The 24,705-nt window shown below is 70.2% G+C and carries 20 protein-coding genes; 16 read left to right on the top strand and 4 right to left on the bottom strand.

Going from position 1 to position 24,705, the window contains the following annotated elements; translation table 11 throughout:
* Nucleotides 1-3: 3 nt before the first annotated feature.
* The 5 genes from kdpA to ACH4YP_RS38100 all read left to right on the top strand — a co-directional run bounded on the left by kdpA (nucleotide 4) and on the right by ACH4YP_RS38100 (nucleotide 7,835).
* A complete protein-coding gene (kdpA, locus tag ACH4YP_RS38120) occupies nucleotides 4-1,668 on the top strand; it encodes a potassium-transporting ATPase subunit KdpA (RefSeq protein ID WP_398495561.1) in 1,665 nt (554 codons plus the stop codon).
* Nucleotides 1,665-3,818, top strand: coding sequence for a potassium-transporting ATPase subunit KdpB (gene kdpB / locus ACH4YP_RS38115; protein WP_398495559.1), 2,154 nt, complete (start codon nucleotides 1,665-1,667; stop codon nucleotides 3,816-3,818). The genes kdpA and kdpB overlap by 4 nt, the downstream gene beginning before the upstream one ends.
* A 5-nt stretch (nucleotides 3,819-3,823) precedes the next feature.
* Nucleotides 3,824-4,456: a potassium-transporting ATPase subunit C gene (locus ACH4YP_RS38110; protein WP_361060603.1), complete on the top strand. Its 633-nt coding sequence runs from the start codon at nucleotides 3,824-3,826 to the stop codon at nucleotides 4,454-4,456.
* A 124-nt stretch (nucleotides 4,457-4,580) separates the two neighbouring features.
* The gene (locus ACH4YP_RS38105) at nucleotides 4,581-5,264 is read left to right on the top strand and encodes a response regulator (protein ID WP_398495557.1); all 684 of its coding nucleotides are present in this window, start codon (nucleotides 4,581-4,583) and stop codon (nucleotides 5,262-5,264) included.
* Nucleotides 5,265-5,291: 27 nt separating this feature from the next.
* Nucleotides 5,292-7,835: a DUF4118 domain-containing protein gene (locus tag ACH4YP_RS38100; RefSeq protein WP_398495556.1), complete on the top strand. Its 2,544-nt coding sequence runs from the start codon at nucleotides 5,292-5,294 to the stop codon at nucleotides 7,833-7,835.
* On the opposite strand, the gene ACH4YP_RS38095 is transcribed toward ACH4YP_RS38100, so the two are convergent.
* Entirely contained in the window at nucleotides 7,830-9,335 is a 1,506-nt protein-coding gene (locus ACH4YP_RS38095) for a metallophosphoesterase (RefSeq protein ID WP_398495554.1), read from the bottom strand. The genes ACH4YP_RS38100 and ACH4YP_RS38095 overlap by 6 nt on opposite strands.
* A 428-nt stretch (nucleotides 9,336-9,763) precedes the next feature.
* Between ACH4YP_RS38095 and ACH4YP_RS38090 the strand changes: the two genes are divergently transcribed.
* Both ACH4YP_RS38090 and ACH4YP_RS38085 read left to right on the top strand, forming a co-directional pair.
* The gene (locus ACH4YP_RS38090) at nucleotides 9,764-10,114 is read left to right on the top strand and encodes a hypothetical protein (RefSeq protein WP_361069302.1); all 351 of its coding nucleotides are present in this window, start codon (nucleotides 9,764-9,766) and stop codon (nucleotides 10,112-10,114) included.
* A gap of 184 nt (nucleotides 10,115-10,298) precedes the next feature.
* Nucleotides 10,299-11,084, top strand: coding sequence for a carbonic anhydrase (locus tag ACH4YP_RS38085; RefSeq protein ID WP_361069305.1), 786 nt, complete (start codon nucleotides 10,299-10,301; stop codon nucleotides 11,082-11,084).
* A 77-nt stretch (nucleotides 11,085-11,161) separates the two neighbouring features.
* Here ACH4YP_RS38085 and ACH4YP_RS38080 read toward each other — a convergent pair whose 3' ends face one another.
* Nucleotides 11,162-12,268 (bottom strand): M23 family metallopeptidase, encoded by a 1,107-nt coding sequence (locus ACH4YP_RS38080; RefSeq protein WP_398495775.1) that lies wholly within the window; start codon nucleotides 12,266-12,268, stop codon nucleotides 11,162-11,164.
* Nucleotides 12,269-12,824: 556 nt separating this feature from the next.
* On the opposite strand from ACH4YP_RS38080, the gene ACH4YP_RS38075 reads away from it, so the two are divergent.
* Nucleotides 12,825-13,340 carry a hypothetical protein gene (locus ACH4YP_RS38075; RefSeq protein WP_398495552.1) on the top strand — a complete coding sequence of 172 codons (516 nt, stop codon included), beginning with the start codon at nucleotides 12,825-12,827 and terminating at the stop codon, nucleotides 13,338-13,340.
* Nucleotides 13,341-13,455: 115 nt separating this feature from the next.
* Nucleotides 13,456-14,370: an expansin EXLX1 family cellulose-binding protein gene (locus tag ACH4YP_RS38070; protein ID WP_398495550.1), complete on the top strand. Its 915-nt coding sequence runs from the start codon at nucleotides 13,456-13,458 to the stop codon at nucleotides 14,368-14,370.
* Nucleotides 14,371-14,472: 102 nt separating this feature from the next.
* Here the strand turns inward: ACH4YP_RS38070 and ACH4YP_RS38065 are convergent, their stop codons facing one another.
* A complete protein-coding gene (locus ACH4YP_RS38065) occupies nucleotides 14,473-15,345 on the bottom strand; it encodes a methyltransferase domain-containing protein (protein WP_361069317.1) in 873 nt (290 codons plus the stop codon).
* A 74-nt stretch (nucleotides 15,346-15,419) separates the two neighbouring features.
* Between ACH4YP_RS38065 and ACH4YP_RS38060 the strand changes: the two genes are divergently transcribed.
* Both ACH4YP_RS38060 and ACH4YP_RS38055 read left to right on the top strand, forming a co-directional pair.
* Entirely contained in the window at nucleotides 15,420-15,851 is a 432-nt protein-coding gene (locus ACH4YP_RS38060) for a helix-turn-helix domain-containing protein (protein ID WP_398495548.1), read from the top strand.
* Between the two features lie 61 nt (nucleotides 15,852-15,912).
* Nucleotides 15,913-17,094 (top strand): epoxide hydrolase family protein, encoded by a 1,182-nt coding sequence (locus ACH4YP_RS38055; RefSeq protein WP_398495546.1) that lies wholly within the window; start codon nucleotides 15,913-15,915, stop codon nucleotides 17,092-17,094.
* A gap of 30 nt (nucleotides 17,095-17,124) precedes the next feature.
* Here ACH4YP_RS38055 and ACH4YP_RS38050 read toward each other — a convergent pair whose 3' ends face one another.
* Nucleotides 17,125-18,645: a glycoside hydrolase family 3 N-terminal domain-containing protein gene (locus ACH4YP_RS38050; protein WP_361069326.1), complete on the bottom strand. Its 1,521-nt coding sequence runs from the start codon at nucleotides 18,643-18,645 to the stop codon at nucleotides 17,125-17,127.
* A 537-nt stretch (nucleotides 18,646-19,182) separates the two neighbouring features.
* On the opposite strand from ACH4YP_RS38050, the gene ACH4YP_RS38045 reads away from it, so the two are divergent.
* From ACH4YP_RS38045 to ACH4YP_RS38025, 5 genes are read left to right on the top strand one after another with little or no spacing between them, the layout of a single operon-like run.
* On the top strand, nucleotides 19,183-20,250 hold the full coding sequence (locus ACH4YP_RS38045) for a phytanoyl-CoA dioxygenase family protein (RefSeq protein ID WP_361069329.1): 1,068 nt from the start codon (nucleotides 19,183-19,185) through the stop codon (nucleotides 20,248-20,250).
* On the top strand, nucleotides 20,232-21,551 hold the full coding sequence (locus tag ACH4YP_RS38040; protein ID WP_398495544.1) for a DUF6271 family protein: 1,320 nt from the start codon (nucleotides 20,232-20,234) through the stop codon (nucleotides 21,549-21,551). Before ACH4YP_RS38045 ends, ACH4YP_RS38040 begins: the two co-directional genes overlap by 19 nt.
* An 8-nt stretch (nucleotides 21,552-21,559) precedes the next feature.
* A complete protein-coding gene (locus ACH4YP_RS38035; RefSeq protein WP_398495542.1) occupies nucleotides 21,560-22,831 on the top strand; it encodes a type III PLP-dependent enzyme in 1,272 nt (423 codons plus the stop codon).
* Nucleotides 22,828-23,439, top strand: a complete 612-nt coding sequence (locus ACH4YP_RS38030; RefSeq protein ID WP_398495540.1) for a GNAT family N-acetyltransferase — start codon at nucleotides 22,828-22,830, stop codon at nucleotides 23,437-23,439. The genes ACH4YP_RS38035 and ACH4YP_RS38030 overlap by 4 nt, the downstream gene beginning before the upstream one ends.
* Nucleotides 23,417-24,580 carry an MFS transporter gene (locus ACH4YP_RS38025; protein ID WP_361069340.1) on the top strand — a complete coding sequence of 388 codons (1,164 nt, stop codon included), beginning with the start codon at nucleotides 23,417-23,419 and terminating at the stop codon, nucleotides 24,578-24,580. The genes ACH4YP_RS38030 and ACH4YP_RS38025 overlap by 23 nt, the downstream gene beginning before the upstream one ends.
* The last annotated feature ends 125 nt before the right edge of the window (nucleotides 24,581-24,705 follow it).

Here is a 24,705-nt window from a genome sequence, read left to right as displayed (position 1 = left end):
CATATGGGTCCCGTACTTGCCGGCATCCTTCAGCTGCTGGCGCTCATAGGGGCACTGGCCCTCGCCTACGTTCCCCTCGGCGACTACATGGCCAAGGTCTACTCCTCGGACAAGCATCTGCGCGTCGAGAAGTGGATCTACAAGGGCATCGGCGCCAACCCCAACACGGAGATGCGCTGGCCCGCGTACCTGCGCGGTGTCCTCGCCTTCTCCGCGGTGAGTGTGCTGTTCCTGTACCTGCTGCAGCGCTTCCAGGGCAGCCTGCCCGGCTCGCTGGGCTTCTCCTCGATCGACCCGGACCAGGCGTTCAACACCGCCGCGTCGTTCGTCTCGAACACCAACTGGCAGTCGTACTACGGCGAGCAGGCCATGGGCCACGTCGTACAGACCGGCGGCCTGGCGGTGCAGAACTTCCTGTCCGCCTCGGTGGGTATCGCGGTGGCCGTCGCGCTGGTGCGCGGCTTCGCGCGCTCGCGCACCGGTGAGCTCGGCAACTTCTGGTCCGACCTGGTCCGCGGCACCGTCCGCATCCTGCTGCCGATCGCGGTGATCGCCGCGATCGTGCTCGTCGCGTGCGGTGCGATCCAGAACTTCTCCGGCATCCACGAGGTCGGCCAGTTCACCGGCGGTTCGCAGCAGTGGAACGGCGGCGCGGTCGCCTCCCAGGAGGCCATCAAGGAGCTGGGCACCAACGGCGGCGGCTACTTCAACGCCAACTCCGCCCACCCCTTCGAGAACCCCAACGCGTTCTCCGACCTCTTCGAGATCTTCCTGCTCCTGTTGATCCCGTTCGCGCTGACGCGGACCTTCGGCCGGATGGTCGGCTCGCTCAAGCAGGGTTACGCGATCCTCGCCACGATGGTCACCATCTGGATCGGCTTCACGGCCCTGATGATGTGGACCGAGTTCGCCCACCACGGCCCGGCGTTCGACGTCGCGGGCGGGGCGATGGAGGGCAAGGAGACCCGCTTCGGAGTCGGCGCCTCGTCGATCTTCGCGGTGGCGACGACACTGACCTCGACCGGCGCGGTGAACTCGTTCCACTCCTCGTTCACCGGACTCGGCGGCGGCATCACCATGCTCGGCATGCAGCTCGGCGAGATCGCGCCCGGCGGTACCGGATCCGGCCTCTACGGCATGCTGATCATGGCGATCATCGCGGTGTTCATCGCCGGTCTGATGGTGGGCCGTACGCCCGAGTACCTGGGCAAGAAGATCGGCACCCGCGAGATCAAGTTCGCCGCCTGCTACATCCTCATCACCCCGGCACTGGTGCTCGTCTTCACCGCCGCGGCGATGGCCCTGCCGACCCCGGGCAACTCGATGACCAACAGCGGGGCGCACGGCTTCTCCGAGATCCTGTACGCCTACACCTCGGCCTCGAACAACAACGGTTCGGCCTTCGCGGGTCTGAACGCGGACACGCAGTGGTTCAACAGCACGCTGGGTCTGGCGATGCTGCTCGGCCGTTTCCTGCCGATGGTGTTCGTGCTCGCCCTGGCAGGCTCGCTCGCCGAGCAGAAGCCGGTGCCCGCGACCGCGGGCACGTTGCGCACCGAAAAGCCGCTGTTCACCGGGTTGTTGGTGGGCGCGATTCTCGTCATCACCGGTCTGACCTACTTCCCGGCGCTAGCGCTGGGGCCGCTGGCCGAGGGGCTGGCGTCATGACCACCCGCACAGACAAGTCCCGTTCAGAAGATCAAGAGGGCTCGATGTCCACAGCCACTCCGACCCGGGCGCCGCACAGCGATGTACCCACCGGGCACAAGTCCGCTGAGGGCCGCGTCGGCGCGGGTCTCTTCGACCCGAAGCAGCTGCTGAGGTCGCTGCCGGACGCCTGTCGCAAGCTCGACCCGCGGCTGATGGTCAAGTCCCCCGTGATGTTCGTGGTGTTGGTGGGCTCGGTCCTGACGACCGTGTTCTCCTTCAAGGATCCGGGCGACTGGTTCGGCTGGGCCATCAGCGCCTGGCTCTGGCTCACCGTCATCTTCGCCAACCTGGCGGAGGCGGTGGCCGAGGGCCGCGGCAAGGCCCAGGCGGACACCCTGCGCAAGGCCAAGACCGACACCGTCGCGCGCCGGCTGTCCAAGGACAGTGGCTCCGAGGAGCAGGTGCCCGGCACCGACCTGCGCGTCGGCGACCTGGTCGTCTGCGAGGCGGGCGACATCATCCCCGGCGACGGTGACGTCGTCGAGGGCGTCGCGTCCGTGGACGAGTCGGCCATCACCGGTGAGTCGGCCCCGGTCATCCGCGAGTCCGGCGGCGACCGGTCCGCGGTCACCGGCGGTACGAAGGTGCTGTCCGACCGCATCGTCATCAAGATCACGACGAAGCCGGGCGAGACCTTCATCGACCGCATGATCGCCCTGGTCGAGGGCGCCGCCCGGCAGAAGACACCCAACGAGATCGCGCTGAACATCCTGCTCGCCTCGCTGACGATCGTCTTCCTGCTGGCCGTCGCCACGCTGCCGCCGTTCGCGGACTACGCGGGCACGCACCTCACCATGGTCGTCCTGGTGGCCCTGCTTGTCTGTCTCATCCCGACCACGATCGGCGCGCTGCTCTCCGCGATCGGCATCGCTGGCATGGACCGACTGGTGCAGCGGAACGTACTCGCCATGTCCGGAAGGGCAGTCGAGGCAGCGGGCGACGTGTCGACCCTCCTTCTCGACAAGACCGGCACCATCACGCTCGGCAACCGCCAGGCCGCCGAGTTCGTACCGGTGAGTGGTACCGCAGACGCCGTCCTGGCCGACGCCGCCCAGCTCTCCTCGCTGGCCGACGAGACGCCCGAGGGCCGCTCCATCGTCGTCCTGGCGAAGGAGAGGTACGGGCTGCGCGAGCGGAGCCAGGGCGAGCTGTCCGGCGCCGGGTGGATCGCCTTCACCGCTCAGACCCGGATGTCGGGCGTGGACGTCGACGGACGCAGGATCCGCAAGGGCGCGGCCGGTTCGGTCATGGCCTGGGTCCGGGAGCAGGGCGGCGAGGTGTCCGAGGACGCCGACACCCTGGCCAACCGGATCTCCGAGGCGGGCGGCACTCCGCTGCTCGTGGCGGTCGAAGACGCCGATGGCGCCCGGGTGTTGGGCGTGATCCACCTCAAGGACGTCGTCAAGGACGGCATGCGCGAGCGGTTCGACGAGTTGCGCCGCATGGGCATCAAGACCGTCATGATCACGGGTGACAACCCGCTGACCGCCAAGGCGATCGCGGACGAGGCCGGCGTCGACGACTTCCTCGCGGAGGCCACTCCCGAGGACAAGATGGCCCTCATCAAGCGGGAGCAGGCGGGCGGCAAGCTCGTCGCGATGACCGGCGACGGCACGAACGACGCGCCCGCGCTGGCCCAGGCGGACGTCGGCGTGGCGATGAACACGGGCACGTCGGCCGCGAAGGAGGCCGGCAACATGGTCGACCTCGACTCCAACCCGACCAAGCTCATCGAGATCGTCGAGATCGGCAAGCAACTCCTCATCACCCGGGGCGCGTTGACGACGTTCTCCATCGCCAACGACGTCGCGAAGTACTTCGCGATCATCCCGGCGCTGTTCGCGGCGGTCTATCCGGGCCTGGACAAGCTCAACATCATGCAGCTGTCCTCGCCCGACTCCGCGATCCTGTCCGCGGTCATCTTCAACGCGCTGATCATCATCGCGCTGGTGCCGCTCGCTCTACGGGGTGTGCAGTACCGGCCGGTGAGCGCGGACCGCCTGCTGCGGCGCAACTTGGGGATCTACGGGCTCGGCGGGCTCGTCGCCCCGTTTATCGGCATCAAGCTCATTGACCTGATCATCTCTCTGATCCCCGGAATCGGTTGATCCTCATGAACAACTCCGTCACGAACACCGCCCGGTTGCTGGGAGCGGGCCTGCGCGCCCTGCTCGTCCTGACCGTGATCTGCGGGGCGCTCTACCCGCTGGCGATCACGGGTGTCGCCCAGGGCCTGTTCAACGGCAAGGCGAACGGCTCGGAGATCAAGGCGAACGGCCAGGTCGTCGGCTCCTCTCTGATCGGCCAACAGGGCTACAGCCTCGACTACTTCCAGCCGCGGCCCGCCAACGGTCTGGGGACGAACTCCGTCAACACCCAGTACAAGCTGATCCTGTCCGGCGCGACCAACCGTTCGGGTGACAACGCCGACCTCATCAAGTGGGTCACGGAGGCGAAGGCCAAGGTCATCAAGGACAACTCGGTGCCCGGCTACACGGTCAAGCCCTCCGACGTACCCGCCGACGCGGTGACGTCCTCCGGCTCCGGCCTGGACCCGGCGATCTCCCCGCAGTACGCCGGCATCCAGGTGCACCGCGTCGCGGAGAAGAACAACCTCCCCGTCGCCGAGGTGCAGAAGCTCGTCGACGACCACACCGACGGCCGCACCCTCGGCTTCATCGGGGAGCCCACGGTCAACGTCCTCCAACTCAACATCGCGCTCAAGGAACTTGTGGCGAAGAGCTGATGGCCTTACGCGCACCATGCGGGAGTTGGCGGCCTGGCCGGTACCTCGTCTCGTCAACTCCCGTAGCCGTGAGGCTTGTTCGGCACGATCCCGGCCCTCCGCCCAACAGGAAAGGTGTACGCCGATGACCCGGGTACTGGTGGTGGAGGACGACCCTCAGCTCGTCCGGGCCCTGGTGATCAACCTTCAGGCCCGCAAGTACGGAGTGGACCCGGCACCCGACGGCGCCACCGCGCTCCGTCTCGCCGTCGCGCGCCGGCCCGACGTGGTCGTCCTCGACCTGGGCCTGCCGGACATGGACGGTGTGGACGTCATCAGGGCCCTGCGCGGCTGGACCCGCGTACCGATCCTGGTGCTGTCCGCCCGCCGGGCCTCCGACGAGAAGGTGGCGGCGCTGGACGCGGGTGCCGACGACTACGTGACCAAGCCGTTCAGCATGGACGAACTGCTGGCCCGGCTGCGGGCCGCCGTCCGCCGGACCGAGACCGCACCGCTCGCCCGGGAGACCGCCATGGTCACGACGGACGACTTCACCATCGACCTGCTGGCCAAGAGGGCCACCCGGGCCGGCCACGACATACGCCTCACGCCGACCGAATGGCACCTGCTGGAGATCCTGGTCACCAGCCCCGGGCGGCTCATCACGCAGAAGCACCTGCTCCAGGAGGTGTGGGGCGTCTCCCAGAGCAACAAGACCAACTATCTCCGGGTCTACATGGCGCAACTGCGCCGCAAGTTGGAGACGGACCCCTCCCACCCCCGCTACCTGATCACGGAACCGGGCATGGGCTACCGCTTCGAAGGCTGAAGCCCGTGGAGACGAAGAGACGAGACGATGGCACGCGGCAAGCTTCGGATCTACCTCGGTGCGGCGCCGGGCGTCGGCAAGACGTACGCGATGCTCTCCGAGGCGCATCGCCGTGTGGAGCGGGGCACCGACTGCGTGGTCGCGTTCGTGGAGCACCACAACCGGCCGCGTACGGAAGTGATGCTGCACGGCCTGGAGCAGACACCCCGCAGGGAACTGGAGTACCGGGGCACGGTCTTCACCGAGATGGACGTGGACGCGGTGCTCGCCCGGCACCCCCAGGTGGCCCTCGTCGACGAGCTGCCCCACACCAACATCCCCGGCTCGCGCAACACCAAGCGCTGGCAGGACGTCGAGGAACTCCTCGCGGCCGGCATCGACGTGATCACGACGGTCAACATCCAGCACCTGGAGTCGCTGGGCGACGTCGTCGAGTCCATCACCGGCGTACGACAGCAGGAGACCGTGCCGGACGAGGTCGTGCGGCGGGCCGACCAGATCGAGCTGGTCGACATGTCTCCGCAGGCGCTGCGCCGCCGGATGGCGCACGGCAACATCTACAAGCCGGACAAGGTCGACGCGGCACTGTCCAACTACTTCCGCCCCGGAAACCTGACCGCCCTGCGGGAGTTGGCGCTGCTGTGGGTGGCGGACCGGGTGGACGAGTACCTGACCGAGTACCGCAACGAGCACCGGGTGTCGAAGATCTGGGGCTCCCGCGAGCGGATCGTCGTCGGTCTGACCGGCGGTCCCGAGGGCCGTACGCTGATCCGCCGGGCCGCCCGGCTGGCGGAGAAGGGCGCCGGGGGCGAGGTACTGGCCGTCTACATCGCCCGCAGCGACGGACTGACCTCCGCCTCCCCGAAGGAACTCGCCGTCCAGCGCACCCTCGTGGAGGACCTGGGCGGCACCTTCCACCACGTCATAGGGGAGGACATACCGACGGCCCTCCTGGACTTCGCGCGCGGGGTGAACGCCACGCAGATAGTCCTCGGGGTGTCGCGTCGCAAGGGATGGCAGTACGTGTTCGGCCCGGGCGTCGGAGCCACGGTCGCCCGGGAGTCGGGGCCCGACCTCGACGTCCACCTGATCACCCACGGCGAGGCGGGCAAAGGGCGTGGTCTGCCCGTCGCCCGGAGCGCGCGGCTCGGCCGGTCCCGGGTCGTCTGGGGCTGGGTGGTGGGTGTGGGCGGCCCCGCCCTCCTGACACTGCTGCTCACCGGCGTCACGCCCTCGGTCGGCCTGGCCAACGACATGCTGCTGTTCCTGACGCTCACGGTGGCGGCGGCCCTGCTCGGCGGACTCCACCCGGCGCTGGCCTCGGCCGTGGTGGGCTCACTGTTGCTGAACTGGTTCTTCACCCCGCCCGTGCACACCCTGACGATCGCCGACCCCGAGAACATCGTCGCCATCGCCATCTTCATAGGTGTCGCCGTGTCGGTCGCCTCCGTGGTGGACCTCGCGGCCCGGCGTACGCATCAGGCGGCCCGGCTGCGGGCCGAGTCGGAGATCCTCTCGGTCCTGGCGGGCAGCGTGCTGCGCGGGGAGACCAGCCTGGAGGCGTTGTTGGAGCGGGTCCGGGAGACGTTCGGCATGGAGTCGGTCGCCCTGCTGGAACGGGACAGCGACGTCGATCCGTGGACCTGTGCGGGCAGCGTGGGCCCGCGGCCCTGTCGGAGCCCCGAGGACGCGGACGTCGACATGCCGGTCGGCGACCACATGGCCCTCGCGCTGTCGGGGCGGGTACTGCCCGCGGAGGACCGGCGGGTGCTCGCCGCGTTCGCCGCGCAGGCCGCGGTGGTCCTGGACCGCCAGCGGCTGCAGTCCCAGGCAGACCAGTCACGTGCGCTGGCCGAGGGCAACCGCATCCGCACCGCCCTCCTCGCCGCCGTCAGCCATGATCTGCGCACCCCGCTCGCCGGCATCAAGGCCGCGGTCTCCTCGCTCCGTTCGGAGGACGTGGCCTGGTCGGAGGAGGATCAGGCGGAGCTGCTCGAAGGCATCGAGGAGGGCGCCGACCGCCTGGACAACCTCGTGGGCAATCTGCTGGACATGTCCAGGCTCCAGACCGGCACGGTCTCGCCGCTGATCCGCGAGATCGACCTCGACGAGGTCGTCCCGATGGCCCTCGGCGGAATCCCCGAGGACAGCGTGGAACTGGACATCCCCGAGACGCTGCCGATGGTCGCCGTCGACCCCGGCCTGCTGGAGCGGTCGGTCGCCAACCTCGTCGAGAACGCGGTGAAGTACAGCGCCGCCGAGGAACGGGTCCTGGTGTCGGCGAGTGCCATGGCCGACCGTGTGGAGGTCCGGGTGGTGGACCGCGGCCCGGGCGTCCCGGACGCGGCCAAGGACCGTATCTTCGAACCCTTCCAGCGCCACGGCGACGCCCCGCGCGGCGCCGGAGTGGGCCTCGGCCTCGCGGTCGCCCGCGGTTTCGCGGAGGCGATGCGCGGCACCCTCACCGCCGAGGACACCCCCGGCGGCGGCCTCACCATGGTCCTCACCCTCCCGGCCGCCCCCGACGCCCACCCGATCCGCCCCGACCTCCCGGCGACCGCGACCTCATAGCGCTCGGGCCGGGGCCGGAAGGCTGAGAGGGCTGACGCCGGACAGGTCGTGGGCGGTCACGCTGTTGCGGTCGGCGACCGCGCGGCCCAGGGCGTGGTGCGGCCACAGCCCCCCGGCCACCCGGCGGCTGCGCTCGCCCCATTCGCGGGCCGGGGCGCTGCTGGTCTTGTAGTGGTTGAGAGCGTAGCCGCCGGAGTGGATCCGGAGCAGGCAGAAACCGCCGGGATAGTCCTTGGCGGCACTGACCTCCTGCAACGTGACGTGCGGGGCCTGTGGCAGGAGGGTGCGCTTGTTGCGGTGGGTGTGGCCCGCGTGGTGGAGGAAGACACCGGGCGCGGAGGCGTAGGCGTCGAGGATGGCGCGGGCCTGGCGGCGGCCGAGACGCTGCCCGCCGCCCACGGGGAAGAGGGAGTCCCGCACGGTCAGCGGATGGTGGCCGAACACGACGGTGGGCTGGTCCCCGCGCTCCTTCAACCGGGCCCGGAACCAGGACAGTTGCTCGTCACCGAGCCCGCCGGCGTCGGCGCCGTTGCCGTCCTTCTCGTACGTGTCGAGCCCGATGATCCGCAGTCCGCCGAGGTCGCGGGCGAAGTACGCGGGCCCCCCGCCGCCGAGGAACCTCTCGCGGAAGGAGTCGCCCGCGTCCCGGTGACGGGGCCGGTCGTGGTTTCCGCGTACGACGAAGTAGTCCTGTCCGTGACTGCCGAAGCCGTCCAGGATCCGCTTGGCCTCCGCCAGGTCCCGCGGCGCGCCGCCGGCCGAGATGTCCCCCGCGGCCAGCAGCAGATCCGCCCCGCGCCGCCGGGCCTCCTCGACGAGGGCCCGGCTCATGATCTCCGGATACGGCGCGAGCCCGGGCTCCTGCGCCACGCCACGCAGCAGGGGCAGGCCGGCCATCAGACCGGCGGTGGTCTCCCCGATGTGGAAGTCGTTGCAGAGCGCTATCGACAGCAGATGCCGCCCCGGCGGGGGCTGCGGTGTGGTGAAGGAGTACGGACCCCCGCTCGAACCGAGCCCGTAGCGGTTGGTGCCGACGGCGTTGCCGCGGATGAGGTGCAGCGGCGTGGGCGTGGCCGCCGCGCCCCGTGAGCGGGCCTGGTAGTAGTACGTCTGCCCCGGCTCCAGGTCCGTGAGCTCGACATGGTGGTGCGCCGTGGCCCGGTCCTCCGCCGCGCTGCGGTCCAGCCGGGCGGGGTGGGTGCCGTAGACGACCTCACCCTCCGTGACGGCGGGGAGCATGTGGCCCAGCCCGTCGTTGGTGCCGGGCACCCCGGTGTACCAGGTGATGACGGCGCGGTCCTCGGTCAGGGTGACCAGTTCCAGATGGACGGCAGCCAGGGCGTCCGGGTGATGGGCGTGGCTCTTGCGTACGGACCCGTGGAGGGCTCCGGCGGCGGCCCGCAGCAGCGTGGGGGCGAGGAGGGCGCCGGAACGTAGGACTTCACAGGGAGAGGGCAGGGCCGACATGGCCGCGAGGGGAGCCGAGAAGCAGCAGCGCATGACTGAGTATGTGCCCGCGCGCGGTGAACGCCAGTGGTGGTCTCGAATGCGGCGCCCGGTATGGAAAGCGACATCGCCGCCTGATCATGGACATACTTGATCTTTCTCCGTGGTCCCGCACTCTTGTCGGCGGGCCCAACGGGGTTGTGCCGCAAGGGATTTGGCGGGAGTGTGATGATGCGTCAGTCGCACTGAGGCGGAGCGGCTTCCAGGCGGGCGGGCCGCGCATTTCGCTCAGACGTGTTCTTCGCCACCTCCGGCGCGACGAGGGGCTTTCGTGACCGGATCTCTCGTCGATGTCACGCTCCGCGCTCATCTCGTGCCTCAGAGTCAATGAGTCGCCAGGGGGCTGCTGATCGTTCGTACCCGTGCACGGCGGGGAACATCAACCGCGTACCGTGGAGCCATCAAGACCGGAGGTCACGCACATGTCCGCGCTACCGCACGAGCCGAGCCCGCAGGCCGACTCGGATCCGTACCAGCTCGAATCGGACCCGTACCAGCTTGAATTCGCCGAGGGCCCGCAGACGCTCGCCGAGTTGCGCGCCGCGCTCGAGGTGATGAACCCCGAGGTGCTGACGGCTTTCAACGCCCGGCTCGATTCCGCGAGGTTCGGTGCGGAGCAGGCCGAGGTCATCGCCAAGGCCCGCCGTGCCGTCGCGTTCTCGAAGCGTGCCGAGATGGAGGCCGCCGCGGCGGTCGCCGCGGAAGAGGCCGCCGGGGAGCCGCCGGTCGAGGACCTGTGGTCCCACCTGGACGTGCGCGACAGCGCTTCCTGACCCACGCTCGGTGTACGTCGTAGGCGTCTGCTCGGGTCCGGCTGTTCCGCCACCCGAACTCTGGCCAACGGCTCACCTCGGAGTACCCAAGAACGGTTCAACACTTGATCATGGCTCGTCGATGCCCGTCCATGATTCGGCAAGCTGAACGGAGGGGTGTCGGGTCGGACGTACGTTCCCGTTCGTGATCTCTGACCCAGCACCCCACAGAGCTGTCCGCGCGTCGCGGACGGCATCCGTCGCCCCGCTCTCCGGCGCGACACCCCCCGCCCGGCGCTCCCTCCTGCGCGCCGCGCTCACCGGGACCGCGGTCCTCGGCGCCGGCCTGGCCGTCGGCGCCGCACCCGCGGCCGCCGCACCCCCCACCGCCGCCGCGCGCAAGCGGCCCACCACCGCCGAGGAGGCCCTGCGCGAGCTGGCCGCGGGCAACCGCCGCTGGAGCACTTTCCGTGAGCGGCATCCCGACGAGGCTCCCGCCGTCCGGCAGTCGCTGACGACCGCTCAGCACCCCTTCGCCCTTGTGCTCGGCTGCATCGACTCCCGGGTGCCTCCGGAGCTGGTCTTCGACCAGGGCCTCGGAGACCTGATGACCATACGCAGCGCGGGCCAGGTCCTCGACGAGGCCGTGCTCGGCAGCCTCGCGTACGGGGTGCTCGAACTGGGGATCCCGCTGCTCATGGTGCTCGGCCACCAGTCGTGCGGAGCCGTGAAGGCCACGGTCCAGGCGGACGAGTCGGGCGACGAACTGCCCGCCCACATCCAGTACTTGGCCGACCAGATCAGCCCGGCCATCGACCGGAGCAAGGAGGGCGACGCGCGCATCGACGCGACGATCGACGCCAACATACGTCTCATACGGTCACGCCTCGCGGCCGAGCCCGACCTCGCCGCCAAGGTGGACTCGGGCGCGCTGGCCATCGTCGGCGCCCGCTACGAACTCACCACCCAGCGGGTGCACCGCATCGGCTGAACCTCGTACGCAGGGGAGGCGACCGCGGTGGACAGCCGCTGCGGTCGCCTCCCCTGCGTTTCTGCCTGCGTGAAGGTTCAGCGGGCCGTGCTGAGCCAGGGCAACGGGTCCATGTACTGGCCGTCGAGCAGTACCTCGAAGTGCAGATGGGGTCCCGTGGACAGGCCCGTGGAGCCGACGATCCCGACCGGGGTGCCGGCGGTCACGGTCTGGCCCGCCGTGACCTGAAGGGCGGACAGGTGGCTGTAGGTCGTCTGCAGCCGCTTGCCGCCGATCGAGCCGTGGTCGATCACCACACGGATGCCGTACGCCGTGGTCGTGCCCGCGAACTCGATCCGGCCGTCGCGCGCGGCGGACACCTGTGCCCCTTGAGGTGCGCCGAAGTCCACTCCCGTGTGGAGCTTGGTGACCCCGGTCAGCGGATGCGTACGCGATCCGAAGGACGAGGTGACCGTGAGTGTGCCGACGGGATGGGTCAGTACGGCGGAGGCGTTCTGGCCGCCGTTCTGGTCGGGGGTCCGACGGACGAGCGCGTCGTACCGCGGAAGCCGCGCCTTGACCTGCTTGAGGAACGCGCGGGCGTCCGTGGGCACGCGGCCGGCCTGCTTCACTGTGTCCGTTCCGACCGTGTACGCCGCGAGCGTGAGGTCCACGAGGTCGCCGCTGACGGTTCCCTCGGTCCTGAGGTCGGTCACCTTCTCGGCGAGAGAGCAGTCCTGCCGGCCGAGGGCCATGATGGCGTCCTCCGGATCGCGCGGTGAGGAACGGCCGTTGGCGTTGTCGTCCCGGCCCCAGGTCCGCCATTGGGCGTCCGTGAAGCCTGCGATTCCCTGCTGCGACAGGCTGGCGCTGTCGTTGCTCCACCCGGAGAGCTGATCGATCTGGGCGGCGAGGAGGGAGGGGGTGACGACCGTGCAGGCATCGGCCGCCTTGCGCAGCCAAGGGACGAAGGAGGCGTCGACGTTGCCGACGGACGTCTGCGCCGGATCCGGCCCCTGGGACTGCTCGGGGGAGAAGCCGCCGGACAGAGCCAGGTATCCCGACACCCCGATCAGCGCCAGCAGACTGGGCGCCACGATCAGGGTGAAGGGTCCGGGGCCGCGGCGTCGCGGCCGTTGATTCTCGTCCGCGGTGGGCGTGGTCGGCGTCGTCCGAGAGTGTTCGTGGCCCGGCGGTTCGCCGATGACGACGTCCTCGGGCGCCGCGGCGACCGTCGGTCCGTCCGGCCCGGCGTGGTCTGCCGATCCCGTACGTGTCCGGTGCCGACGGAACGCGGTTTCGCCGCCGACTCGTTCGGCCGGACCGGCCGCCTCGTGGACGGACGCCGTGCCGTCCCTCTCCTCGGTCACGTGCCGGGCTGGCTGTACGGAGGCAGCGCGGCGGGGCGTGGTGTCGGCGGGATGTTCAGGCTCACGCCCGGACGTTAGCGGTCCACCTGCCGGACGTCACCGGTCGTCGAGGCACAGTGGCGTGCCCGAAGGGGCAGTCTCGATCGGGCCGGAGTCACGGGTCGGTATCGCGGAGAGCGTGGACCGATACCCCTCGCCGTTCCCGCAACAGGTGTTACCCGCCCCTCCCCACGACCAGGGGGACTGCACGCGATCGCGGCCTGGGGGCACCATCCCGCACACGAGTACCGGTGGGCCACTGGTCACGGAATGGCCACATCTCGTACACGTCCTCCACGCATCACCAGTCGGGCACTACGGTCACTCCACCTGAAACGCCCTGGGGGACGAGATGGTCAGCCCGTACAACACACCCACACCACCGCCTGCACCGCCGGTGCCGCGCCCGCCCGACTCCCGCCCGCTCCACAAGCGCGTTCTGATGTGGGTCGGTGGCTCGGGTCTGTTCATCGCGGGCGCTCTCATCGCGGCCAGCGGCAGCGACGGGCAGGAGTCCGTCGAGACCAGAGTCAAGCCCGCGACGACCATCACCGCGACCGTGACGGCCACTCCCGAGCCCGCGCCGACGGTCACCGAGACCGTCAAGACCAAGACGCAGCCCCGCCCCACGGTCACCGTGACCAAGACCGCGGCCGCCAAGGCCGCAGCCAGTGACAGTGACAGCGGCAGTGGTGGCGGCAGCCAGGACAGCGTCGGCACATGCTCGGTCGTCTCCAACTCGGGGAACTGCTACTCGGCGGGACAGTTCTGCCGGAACAGCGACCACGGGGCGACAACCACTACCGCCGCCGGCGCGCGGATCAAGTGCGCGTTCAGCGCGAAGGCGTGGCGCTGGACCTCCATCTGACGGGGCAGCGCCCCAACCACCCCACAAACTCATCCTTGCCGCACTGCTCCCGGGTCTGCGACGATCGCTGACCCCGCGCCCGCGGCAAGCAGGTCGCGGCAGTCAAGGAGGTCCGGTGCACAGACGGTGGCTGTTCATCGCGGTGGCCGGGGCGCTGATCGTCGTCTCCTTGATCGTGGGGCTGGTTGTCGACCACCAGGGCGACACCGGGGGCGCCGAGGCCAAGCCCGCCGCCGGCACCCAGGGGGATGTCCCGCCCGCGACGGTGTCTCCGACCGCGTCCGTCAGCGCGACCGAAGCATCGGTGAAGCCGTCGGCCAAGAGGACTCCGCGGAAGGAGTCCGCCCGCCCGACCGCCACGCGGGCGAAGCCGTCGGCCGCGGACGCCCCGCGAACCGGTTCCGCGTCCGCGCCGCTGGCGGGACGCATACGGCCCGGTGCCACGTACCGGGGAGTCGCCACGTTCTACGACTCGGACGGCTCGGGCGCCTGCATGTACGACGCGAGCGGCGACGTACTGACCGGGGCGATGAACAGCACCGACTACGAGACCGCCAAGGCGTGTGGGGCGTACGTACTCGTCCGCGCGGCCAACGGGGCCTCCATCACGGTCCGCATCACCAACGAGTGCCCGGGGGACTGCGCTCCCGGTCAGATCGACCTCAGCGCGGAGGCCTTCGCCAAACTCGCCCAGCCCTCGGCCGGCCTGATCCCGATCACCTGGACGCTGGCGAGCCCGAGCGCCGCCGGCGCGGTCTCGATCCGGTACAAGACCGGGTCCAGCCGCTACTGGTGCGGCATCCAGGTCATCGGACACCGCAATCCGGTGGCGCGGCTCGAAGTACGCGCGGGGAGCGGCTGGCGTCAGCTGTCGCGCGCCGAATACAACTACTTCGTCTCCGACGACGGCAGCGGGTGCGGCGGCGCGATCAGGGTCACGGACATCTTCGGAGAGCAACTCACGCTCAACGGGGTCGCGTTGACGGCGAACGCCGTGCAGTCGACCGGGGCTCAGTTCGCCAGGCGCTGACCCGGGACGTCGTCGAATCGACGCCCGAAGCGACGGCCGGGGCCATGGACCGCCGCTCGGGAGCGGGCCGGGCCGGGCTTGGCCGGTCCTTCGGGCACCCGTTCACGCGGACGATGCTCGGGCGCCGACCAGCCAACTGGCCGCTGTGAAGCGGACTTCCGCGCCTTGCACAAAGGGCTCGAAGGCGGCGCGGACCGTTTCGACGACCCGCGCGCGGGTCTGCTCGTCCGCCCCGCCCAGGATCAGGCCGAGCGGACCGAACCGGGAGAAGTAGCGGATCAACTCGCTCTCGGGGAGCGTGCAGGTCACGTCCTTCGGCTGGATGTCGATCCCGGTCCAACCGGCCTCCGCCAGGATGCGCCGGACTTTGTCCGCGTCCGCGAAGGCGAACTGCCCCGGCTCGTCCGGCCGGCGGGCGGGGAGGTTCGGAAGGAGCGGTGCCGCGGCGCGTTCGGCCGTCGTCATGAAGGGATTCTCCGCCGGGCCGCGCCACGCGACGAACCGGAGCTCGGCCCCGTCCTTCGCGGCACGCCGCAGGTTCGCGAAGGCTCGGACGGAGTCGTTGAAGAACATGACGCCGAAGCGCGACATGACCACGTCGTAGGTGGCGGGTTCGAAGGCGTACTCCTGTGCGTCGGCGTGGATGAAGGACGCCGGTGAATCCGCCTGCTCGGCGCGCGCCCGAGCGGCGCCGATCATCGGCTCGGAGATGTCGACGCCGACGATGTGACCCGCCGCCCCGAGCCGCCGCGCCACGGCCAGAGTGGTGGTTCCGGTGCCGCAGCCCACGTCGAGCACACAGCTGTCGTCGTCGAGCACCTGGCCCGCGTGACCGGCGGCCAGCGCTTCGACTAGGAGGTCTTCAAAGGGCTTGAGCACCCCGTCCACCAGGGGCTGGGCCTCTACCCAGGCACTGCCGGCGGGCCCGTTCCAACGGGTCGTCTGCTCGTCATCGGTCCTGCGCGTGACGTCCATGTTCGTCTCCTGTGCTTGCCTTCGACGGTCCTGGGTGAAAGCGTGCTACTTCAAGTCGACTTGAGGTCAAGAGAATGACAGACCTGGACATCTCCGAGGTGGCGCACCGCGCCGGGCTTCCCGCCTCGACGCTGCGGTTCTACGAGGAGAAGGGGCTGATCACCCCGGTCGGCAGACGGGGCCTGCGCCGTCAGTACGATCCCGGCGTACTGGAGCGCCTGGCGCTGATCGCGCTGGGGCGGACCGCCGGTTTCTCGCTCGACGAGATCGCGCGCATGATCGCTCCCGACGGACAGCCGCGCATCGACCGGCAGATGCTCACGGCCAAGGCGGATGAGCTGGACAGGACGATCCGCGAACTGGGCGTCCTGCGCGATTCCCTGCGGCACGCCGCCGCCTGCCCCGCGCCGAGCCATATGGAATGCCCCACCTTCCGCCGCATTCTCAAGGCCGCCGTGTCCGGCGTCGTGGAAGTCGAGAGGAAGCGGGCTTCGGGGCCACCGTGACCCCCGGCACCCCGTGGACGCAGCGCGAACGCGCAGGGGCGTGACTTGTAGGCTGCGCCCCATGTCGGACGTTTCGCCCCGCCCCGAGCCGTTCGTACCGCACACCGATCCCTCGGTGCTCGACGACCTCCGTACGCGGCTGCGGGCGACGCGCTGGCCGGATGCGCCCGAGCACGCCGGGTGGTCGCTCGGCACCGACATCGGCTACCTCCGCGAGCTCATGGCTCACTGGGCGGACGGGTTCGACTGGCCCGCGCAGGAGGCGGCGCTCGCCCGGCTGCCCCGTTTCCGTGTCCCGCTCGGCGGCCTGGGCATCCACTTCGTACACGCCCGGGCCGTCGCACCGACCGGGCCGGTCCTGCCGCTCGTCCTCAGCCACGGCTGGCCGGACTCGTTCTGGCGCTACACGAAGGTCGTCCCGCTCCTCACCGATCCCGGCGCGCACGGCGCCGACCCCGCCGACGCGTTCGACGTGGTCGTTCCCGACGTGCCGGGCTTCGGGTACTCCGACCGCCCCACGGGCCCGCCGCTCGACTCCATCGCCGTGGCCGGACTGTGGGCCGAGCTCATGGCTGTCCTCGGTTACGAGCGGTTCGGTGCGGCGGGCGGGGACATCGGCAGTCATGTGAGCCGCTACCTCGCGCTCGACCACCCCGACCGGGTCGTGGCCGTCCACCGCACGGACGGCGGCCTGCCCGTCTTCACCGGCGACCCGGCGGACCTCGCGCCCGAGGAACGCGCATGGATCGAGGGCGTCGGGGCCTGGAGCGCGACCGAGGGCGCCTACGCCGCCATGCACCGCACGAAGCCCCAGACCGCCGCCGTCGGGCTCACCGACTCGCCGGCCGGTCTCGCCGCCTGGATCGTCGAGAAGCTCCGGGCGTGGAGCGACTGCGACGGCGACGTGGAGCGGGCCTTCACCAAGGACGAGATCCTCACGAACGTCACGCTCTACTGGCTCACTGGGACGATCGGGTCGTCGATGCGCATATACAACGCGAACGGCGCGATCCCGCCCGCGCAGCTCGCCCGCCGGGTCGAGGTGCCGTCCGGTTTCTCGCTCTTCCGCGGCGACGTCGTCCGCCCGCCGCGGGCCTGGCTCGAACGCACCACGAACCTCGTGCGCGTGACCGAACCCCCGCGCGGCGGCCACTTCGCACCCTTCGAGGAGCCTGAGCTGTACGCGGAAGAGCTGCGCGAGTTCTTCCGCCCCTTCCGGGCAGCGGCGACGGCAACGGGCTGACGGCGAGGCCGGCCGGCCCCGCCCAGCGTCCTACCGAGCCCCCGCCAACACCTCCGCGGCGGCCACCCCGGAGGCGGCGGTGGCGCCGTGGGTGAAGATCTGTACCGCGCCTGGAACGGCGGCACTCGGCAGGCCCATCTCCACGACGATCGCGTCGGGACGCGCCGCGACGAGGTCCGCGAGGGCGCGGGCCATCCACTCGTGCCGGGAGGCGTCCCTGACGACCACGACCAGGGGGCGCCCGGCGGCCGGTTCCAGCGCGTAGGTCTTCAGGGCGCTCATGGCGGCGGTCCGTGAGTCCAGCTCCTGGTGCCGCACCCGGACGGTGGTCGTGCCGGGCAGCCGCTCGCTCAGCGGGGCGGCGACACCCCAAGGGGTCTCCTTGCCGATGGCCAGGTTGGTGGTGGCCACGAACTCCACCACGTGCGGCGCGGCGGACAGTGGCAGGGCGTCCCGTGCCGTTCCGGCCAGCCGGATGGCGCGGCGGGCGGCCGTGAAGCCGATGTCGTTGCTGATCGTGTCGACGGTGTCGGCCTGGACCAGGCCGGCCGACCAGTCGGCGAACGCCCGTACGCGCCCGGCCGCTTCCTCCAGCCGTTCCCGGGTGAGGTCACCGCGGTCCACGGCGTCCGCGAGAGCGCCGGCGAGGAGGCCGACGGTCGCCTCCTCGGCGTTCTCGCCACCGACACAGACCGCGTCGGCACCGGCGGCGACCGCTCTCACCGTGGCGCCGTCGATCCCGTAGCGGTCGGTGACGGCACCCATCTCGATGGCGTCGGTGACCGTCATCCCCTGGAACCCGAGCTCCCCGCGGAGCAGGTCGCCCAGGATGCGCGGGCTGAGAGTGGCGGGCAGGTCGGGATCGTACGCGGGCACCAGGAGGTGGCCGCTCATCACCGCGCGAACTCCCGCGTCCAGGGCGGCCCGGAACGGCGGCAGGGCCTGGGCGGCGATCTCCTCGCGGTCGGCGCCGTACGTGGGCAGGCCGTGGTGGGAGTCGACGGCGACGTCGCCGTGGCCGGGGAAGTGCTTGGCGCAGGCGGCGACCCCTGCCGACTGCAGCCCCCGGATCCACGCGGCGGTGTGCCGGGACACCACCTTCGGGTCGACGCCGAACGACCTGACCCCGATGATCGGGTTGTCGGGGTTGGAGTTGACGTCCGCGCTGGGCGCGTAGTCGAGGCTCACGCCGATGGCGCGCAGCTGGCGGCCGAGGCCGGCGGCGACGGACTCGGTCAGCTCGGTGTCGTCGACGGTTCCGAGGGCGAAGTTACCCGGCCGGGTGGAGCCGGTCGCGGACTCGATCCGGGTGACGTCGCCGGCCTCCTCGTCGATGGCGATGATCAACTCGGGCTTCTCCGCGCGGAGTTGGCCGGTCAGCCGGGCGACCTGGTCCAGCGAGACGATGTTGCGGGAGAAGAGCACGACGGATGCCAGTCCGTCGCCGATCTCGCGCAGAACCCAGTCCGGTGCCTCGGTACCCACGAACCCCGGCTGCAGGACGGAGAGCGCCAGCCGCCGCAACTCCTTGCTGTGCTTGCTGGAGACCATCGAGTGCGTTCGCCTTTCGGGTAGGGCCCGTGCGTCGGTGCCACCGATGACGGCGGATCGACACCACGACACAACTTGGTACAGACCAATGAGTCTCCGCTCAGGCTAACCGCTCTTGTCAAGAGGCGGGTCGGGTCGCCGTGAAGGCGTCGCCTCGGGGTCGTTGTGCCAGGTGGCCGCGTTCCAGCTGTCCTCAACCGGCCTTCGGTACAGGCGAGTTGGGTGCGACACGCAGTCAACGGCCGTGTTTGACAGGGCGGTTGGTCTAGTCCAGGTTAGTGGCACGCGAGTTCGAGGGGGCTGGCGCGGCACCCGATGCAGTGACCCTGCAAGGCCGACCGTCTCTCCTCATGCCGTGCGACGTGCGCTGCTTCCGGCGCCGTCGTACGGCGCCGGTGCGCGTCCGGGAGCGAGCTGCGCAGACCGCCGCCCGTCCGGATCCACGCGATTCGCGTGCCGCGAGCCACCGGTGACCGCGTTTGTCGTCCTCATCGACATCTCCGTCGACGGGGAAACCCGAGGTTCGGAGCACCGCATATGCCCATGCCTGACGACTATCTCCATCGATCCGCGTCTCGCGTCCCCTACTTCAGTTCGGACGGCGAGACCTATCTGGCGCGGACCCCGCTGCGCGACCTGAAGAAGACCGTCCCGCTCAGGGTGCTGTCCGAGGAAGACCTCGTCTTATGGCAGACCTACGGCTACGTCGTGGTGAAGCAGGCCATCCCCGCCTCCGCCGCCCGGAGCCTGCTGGACTTCGCCTGGGACTTCCAGGGACTCGACCCCGAGCGCCCGGACACCTGGTACGAGGACCGCGAGTACCGCTCGGACATTGACCGCGACCTGCACATCTACGGGTTCGTCGAGGCCTACCAGCACCAACTCCTCTGGGACAGCCGCCAGGCGCAGCGGGTCTACGACGCCTTCGTCGACGTATGGGACTGCGAAGAGCTGTGGGTGACCCTCGACCGGCTCAACCTGAACCCGCCCAACGTCAGGAACCGCGACCGGGCCCTCATCCCGAGCACGGACGAGGGCTTCGACATCGAGCTGCACTGGGACGTCGACACCACGCTCGGCATACCGCCGCAGCGGGTCCAGGGGATCATCGCGCTCAACGACACCAGTCCGGAACTCGGCGGCTTCCAGTGCTGCCCCGAGCTGTTCCGTCAGCTGGACCGGTGGAAGGCACTCCAGCCGGACGACCGTGACCCGATCCGCCCGAGGATCGACCGGGCCGAACTCCCCGTCGTACGACCGGAACTGGAGGCCGGCGACCTGCTGATCTTCAACGGCCTCCTGGCACACGGAGTGGCCCCCAACACCTCGACGCGCAACGGCGTGCGGGCGGTGCAGTACCTGTCGATGATGCCGGCGCTGGAGACCCACCAGGCCCTCAGGGACTCACGGGTCGACTCATGGCGCACCCTCAGCACACCGGACTGGAACGCGACCCTGCTCGGCGACGCAGTGCGACACGAGTCCCTGCGGTACGGCAGGGCCGAACTCAGCGACCTGGGCGCCAAGTTGCTGGGCCTCGCGTCCTGGAACAGTGCGGAACTGGACGAGCCGGTCGGAGAAGCGGCATGCGCAGAATATGTCTGACCCTTCCCACCAACAGGCCGTGCTCCGCGACGATCGAGGCCATCGGTGAGGAAGCGGCCTACGCGGCCGAGCACTTCGACACCGAGGTGCACCTGCTGATCCTGGACTCCTGCGACGCACCCGCCTACGCGGAACACGCCGAGACCGTGCGCCGCCTTCCCGCCGGCCCGCGGATCGTCGTGCACCACCTGGACGAGGCGCGGCAGCGGGACTTCCTCCGGCGGGCGATCGGCCGGGCCGGAGCCACGAAGCCCGACCTCCTGCTGGAACTGATGCTCCCCGCGGGCCTCTCCTACGGCGCCTGCACCAACCGGGCCTTCCTCATCGCCGCCGCACTCGACTGCGAGTCCGTGCACCGCAGGGACTCCGACAGCCGGTACCAGGTCCTGAACGGCGAGACCGTCTTCCCCATCCATCACGAACTCACCTCGCTCGGCAGACGAGCGGCCGACGCCGCGCACGACGTCACCGAGAACGCGCTCGGCGCACAGCACGCGGACCAGCGGGTCGCGATGGTGGGCAGCTCCTTCGTGGGCGAACTGTCCGTGGACATCGGCGAGATCCTCCGGATCGACCGCGACGTCTACTACGACCTGGTCAGCCTGTGGGCACCCGGCCACTGGTCGGGCGAGCAGAAGAGGGAACTCGTCGACGAGTCCTTCCGCGGCGCGGGCACGGACCCGTTCGTCCGGGATCACTCGACGCTCGCCCTGGTCGACCCCATGCGCGTGGACATGTGCAACATCAGCTTCCACGGGGTGCACGAACACGTGCCGCTGCCACCCGCCACCGACACCATCGGCAGCGACTACTTCCTGATCCACCTGGTCCACGACGCCGCGCTGCCCGGTGTGCTGCACAACCGGAACATCGTCAACTTCTACACCGGCGAACGCAGAACGGACGCGGGCTTCACGGCGTACCAGATGCGCTACGTCAAGTTCCTGCTGTCGATGCTCTACTTCAACGTCGTCTACGACGGGATGGCCGAGGCCGGCCCGGAGTTGACCGGCGAGCGGGGACAGGTGCGCGCGTCCGTCATCGCCCGGCTGGTGCGCGAGAGCACGCGGCTCGACCGCACCGAGAACGTCCAGCGGCTGGACGCCCTCGACACGGCGTACCGGAAACTGGGCGGCGCGTACGCCGAGTTCGCCGACCTCCTGGCCACGCGCCGCGAACGCCTTCTCGACGAAGCCCGCGGCGACATGGAGGACTTCGCCCTGCTGACCGAGGCGTGGGGACCGCTGGTGCACGCGGCTCGGCACACCCCCGTACACCCCTCACCGGGGCGGCCGGTGTGAGGGCGGCCATGACGCATGAGTCAGCAACGCGTGAGCCAGCAACGCATGGCTCCGCAACACTTGGGTCAGCAACACATGGGTCCGCGAGGCATGACTCCGCAACGCATGAGTCCGCGGCCCTGCTCGCCGCGCTGGCGGCCACCGGCGAGGACCGGATCGTCTTCGACCTGACCGGTATCGAGGACCGCTACGAGACGCTGCGGCGCGAACTGCCCGAAGTCCTCGTGCGGTTCGCGATGAAGGCCTGTCCGGTGGACGAGGTGCTCGCGTGCCTGGCGGCGAAGGGCGCCGGCGTGGACGGGGCGAGTCCGCGTGAACTGGAGCAGGCGCTGCGGGCGGGGGTGCCGCTCGACCGCATGCACTACGGCAACACCGTCAAGTCCGACCGGGACATCGCGGACGCCCATCGCCTCGGTGTCAGGGACTTCGCGACCGACAGCCTGGAGGACGTGGCGGCGATCGCGGCCCATGCCCCGGGCGCCCGGGTGTTCTGCAGGCTGACGACCAGCGGTGAAGGGGCGCTGTGGGGCCTCAGCAACAAGTTCGGCTGCTCGCCCGCCGACGCCGTACAGGTACTGGAGGCGGCACGGGCACAGGGCCTGACACCGTCAGGGCTGTCCGTGCACGTGGGGTCCCAGCAGATGACGGCGGACGCCTGGCACAGTGCCGTCGAATCCCTGGCGGACGTCCTGACCGCCCTGGGCCGGCGCGGGATGACCCTGGACCATGTCAACCTCGGCGGCGGTCTTCCGGCACTCGGCTACCTCGACAGGTTCGGCATGCCCCTGGATCCGCCGCTGGACAAGATCTTCGCCGTGATCCGCGAGGGGATGCGGTATCTGAGGGGTGTTCACGGCGACCACCTCCGGTTCGTCATGGAGCCGGGGCGCCATCTGGTCGCCGACCAGGGAGCCATCCGTGCCCAGGTGGCCCGGCTCGCCGAGCGGCGGGGACCGGACGGCGAGCGGCAGCACTGGCTCTATCTGAGCTGCGGCAAGTTCAACGGCCTCTACGAGATGGACGCGCTGCAGTACAGGCTGGTGTTTCCGACACACCCCGACGCCGAGTGCGTTCCCGCCGTCGTGGCGGGACCCACCTGCGACAGCGACGACGCCTACCTCCATGAACACGGCGGCCTTGTCCACGTACCAAGGGACCTTGCGTCCGGGGATCCGGTGTGGGTGATGTCCAGCGGCGCCTACGCGATCAGTTACATGACCCAGGGCTTCAACGGTTTCGATCCACTCCCGTACACCTGGACGGGGGCGGGCCGCCCGTGACCGACGTCGTACACGTACGCCACATCACCGAAGGCGACTGGGACGGCATCGTGGCGATCGAGTCCCGTGCCTACGCCGGACTCGGCCTGTCGGAAGGCCGCGCGGCGCTTAGGTCCCGGGCGGAGATCTCACCGAGTACGTGCTTCGTCCTGGACGTCGGCTCCGGGCCGGCCGGCTACCTCCTGGCGCTGCCCTATCCGGCCTTCCGGTACCCGGACCTGGAACGGACGGAGGAGACGGCGGCCCCGCCGCACCCCGTGCCCGGACCCGGCTCCGGCAATCTTCACCTGCATGACATCGTTGTCGCAGAGGGGCTTCGCGGCAGGGGACTGGGGCAGCGACTTCTTCACCACTTCACCCTGACGGCCCGGTCGCGCGGGTACGAGCGGATCTCGCTCATCGCCGTCGGCCGCAGCGACACATTCTGGTCGGCCCGCGGCTACACCACACACCCGGGAGTCTCGCCCGGCGGCTACGGCGCGGACGCCGTCTACATGTCCAAGGCGGTGCCGACCGACCCGGGTGCACAGCCTGAGCCGACCGGCGTGGTGCCGCGCGGCCCCTCCGTCCCCACGAAGCGAGCTGATGCGCGTGTCCCGTGTCCATGACCCCTTCCTCCGCGGCCAGTTGGCGATCGCCGCACTGTTCTGCTCCCTCGGCTTCCAGTACGCCACCTGGGCCGCGCGGATCCCCGCCATCAAGGCGGATCTCGGTCTGACCGCGGCCGAGGTGGGTGTGCTGCTGATGGCGGCGGGGATCGGCGCGGTGGCGTCGTTCCCCGTGGTCCCGGTGCTCATGAAGCGGCTGGGTTCGGCACGGCTCGGGCTCCTGTCGGCCCTCTGCCTGACCCTCCTGCTCCTGGCGCTGGCCGCGGCGCCCAACTATCCGGTCGCGCTGCTGGTCATGTGCGCCGACGGCGTCTTCGTGGGATGCCTGAACGTCGCCATGAACGCGCAGGGCGCGGCCCTTGAGACACGGTACGAACGCAACACCATGGCCAGACTGCACGCGACCTTCAGCGGCGGTTCCCTGCTCGCCGCGCTGCTCGCCTCCGGCATGAACGCGGGGACCTCGTCGGTCGCGGCCCACTTCGGCGTGGCGGCCGTGATCCTCGTCCTGCTGACTGCCGCCGCACGCCCCGGTCTTCTCGCCGAGGACGCGCCCGCCGAAGAGAAGGAGCAGAAGACCCGCGGCAGATGGAACCTTCCGTCCCGTATGACGCTGTGGATGTGCTGCGCCATGGCGTTCGGCACCGTGACCGAGGGCGCCATGACCGACTGGTCCGCCCTCTACATGAAGGATGTGGCCAAGGCGTCGGCGGAACTGGCGCCCATGGGCATCGCCGTGGTCTCGGGAATGATGGTGGTGGCCCGCCTCTTCGCCGACGGCTGGCGCAGCCGCTGGGGCGACGGACGTATCGTCCTCCTCGGCAGCGCGCTGGCCGCCGCCGGGCTTGCCTTCGCCCTGGTGAGCGGGGGAGTGGTGCCTGCCCTCATCGGGTTCGCCTGCGTCGGACTGGGATGCGCGGCCGTGACCCCGTGCGTCTACGTGGCCGCGGCCGGACAGGGCTCGGACGCGCTGGCCCTCGTCGCCGCCACGGGCACGACGGGCCTGCTGGCGGGCCCGCCGTTCATCGGCTTCGTGGCGAACGCCAGCAGCCTGGTGTGGGGGCTGGGGGTGGTCGCGGCCGCGGCGGTCGTGGTGTCCCTGTGCAGCACCCGGATCCGCTGGACACCGGTCAGCAGCTGACCCGTCGCGCCGGTTGTCGGTTCGTTCTTCCCTTACGGGGAACCTGGAGACGAATGGAGCACAACGACACGAACTCACACGACCGAGGAGTCCCGCCCGCCGTGACCGCCCCCGAAGAGCAACGC

The sequence above is a fragment of the Streptomyces sp. NPDC020747 genome, assembly GCF_044334695.1.
Lineage (GTDB): Bacteria > Actinomycetota > Actinomycetes > Streptomycetales > Streptomycetaceae > Streptomyces.
This window is presented reverse-complemented; position numbering and strand designations above follow the sequence as displayed.

Excerpts from the sequence above, each read along its gene's own strand:
- kdpA (WP_398495561.1), top strand. The coding sequence starts at position 4 with ATGGGTCCCGTACTTGCCGGCATCCTTCAGCTGCTGGCGCTCATAGGG.
- kdpB (WP_398495559.1), top strand. The coding sequence starts at position 1,665 with ATGACCACCCGCACAGACAAGTCCCGTTCAGAAGATCAAGAGGGCTCG.
- ACH4YP_RS38110 (WP_361060603.1), top strand. The coding sequence starts at position 3,824 with ATGAACAACTCCGTCACGAACACCGCCCGGTTGCTGGGAGCGGGCCTG.
- ACH4YP_RS38105 (WP_398495557.1), top strand. The coding sequence starts at position 4,581 with ATGACCCGGGTACTGGTGGTGGAGGACGACCCTCAGCTCGTCCGGGCC.
- ACH4YP_RS38100 (WP_398495556.1), top strand. The coding sequence starts at position 5,292 with ATGGCACGCGGCAAGCTTCGGATCTACCTCGGTGCGGCGCCGGGCGTC.
- ACH4YP_RS38095 (WP_398495554.1), bottom strand. The coding sequence starts at position 9,335 with ATGCGCTGCTGCTTCTCGGCTCCCCTCGCGGCCATGTCGGCCCTGCCC.
- ACH4YP_RS38090 (WP_361069302.1), top strand. The coding sequence starts at position 9,764 with ATGTCCGCGCTACCGCACGAGCCGAGCCCGCAGGCCGACTCGGATCCG.
- ACH4YP_RS38075 (WP_398495552.1), top strand. The coding sequence starts at position 12,825 with ATGGTCAGCCCGTACAACACACCCACACCACCGCCTGCACCGCCGGTG.
- ACH4YP_RS38065 (WP_361069317.1), bottom strand. The coding sequence starts at position 15,345 with ATGGACGTCACGCGCAGGACCGATGACGAGCAGACGACCCGTTGGAAC.
- ACH4YP_RS38060 (WP_398495548.1), top strand. The coding sequence starts at position 15,420 with ATGACAGACCTGGACATCTCCGAGGTGGCGCACCGCGCCGGGCTTCCC.
- ACH4YP_RS38055 (WP_398495546.1), top strand. The coding sequence starts at position 15,913 with ATGTCGGACGTTTCGCCCCGCCCCGAGCCGTTCGTACCGCACACCGAT.
- ACH4YP_RS38050 (WP_361069326.1), bottom strand. The coding sequence starts at position 18,645 with ATGGTCTCCAGCAAGCACAGCAAGGAGTTGCGGCGGCTGGCGCTCTCC.
- ACH4YP_RS38045 (WP_361069329.1), top strand. The coding sequence starts at position 19,183 with ATGCCCATGCCTGACGACTATCTCCATCGATCCGCGTCTCGCGTCCCC.
- ACH4YP_RS38040 (WP_398495544.1), top strand. The coding sequence starts at position 20,232 with ATGCGCAGAATATGTCTGACCCTTCCCACCAACAGGCCGTGCTCCGCG.
- ACH4YP_RS38035 (WP_398495542.1), top strand. The coding sequence starts at position 21,560 with ATGACGCATGAGTCAGCAACGCGTGAGCCAGCAACGCATGGCTCCGCA.
- ACH4YP_RS38025 (WP_361069340.1), top strand. The coding sequence starts at position 23,417 with ATGCGCGTGTCCCGTGTCCATGACCCCTTCCTCCGCGGCCAGTTGGCG.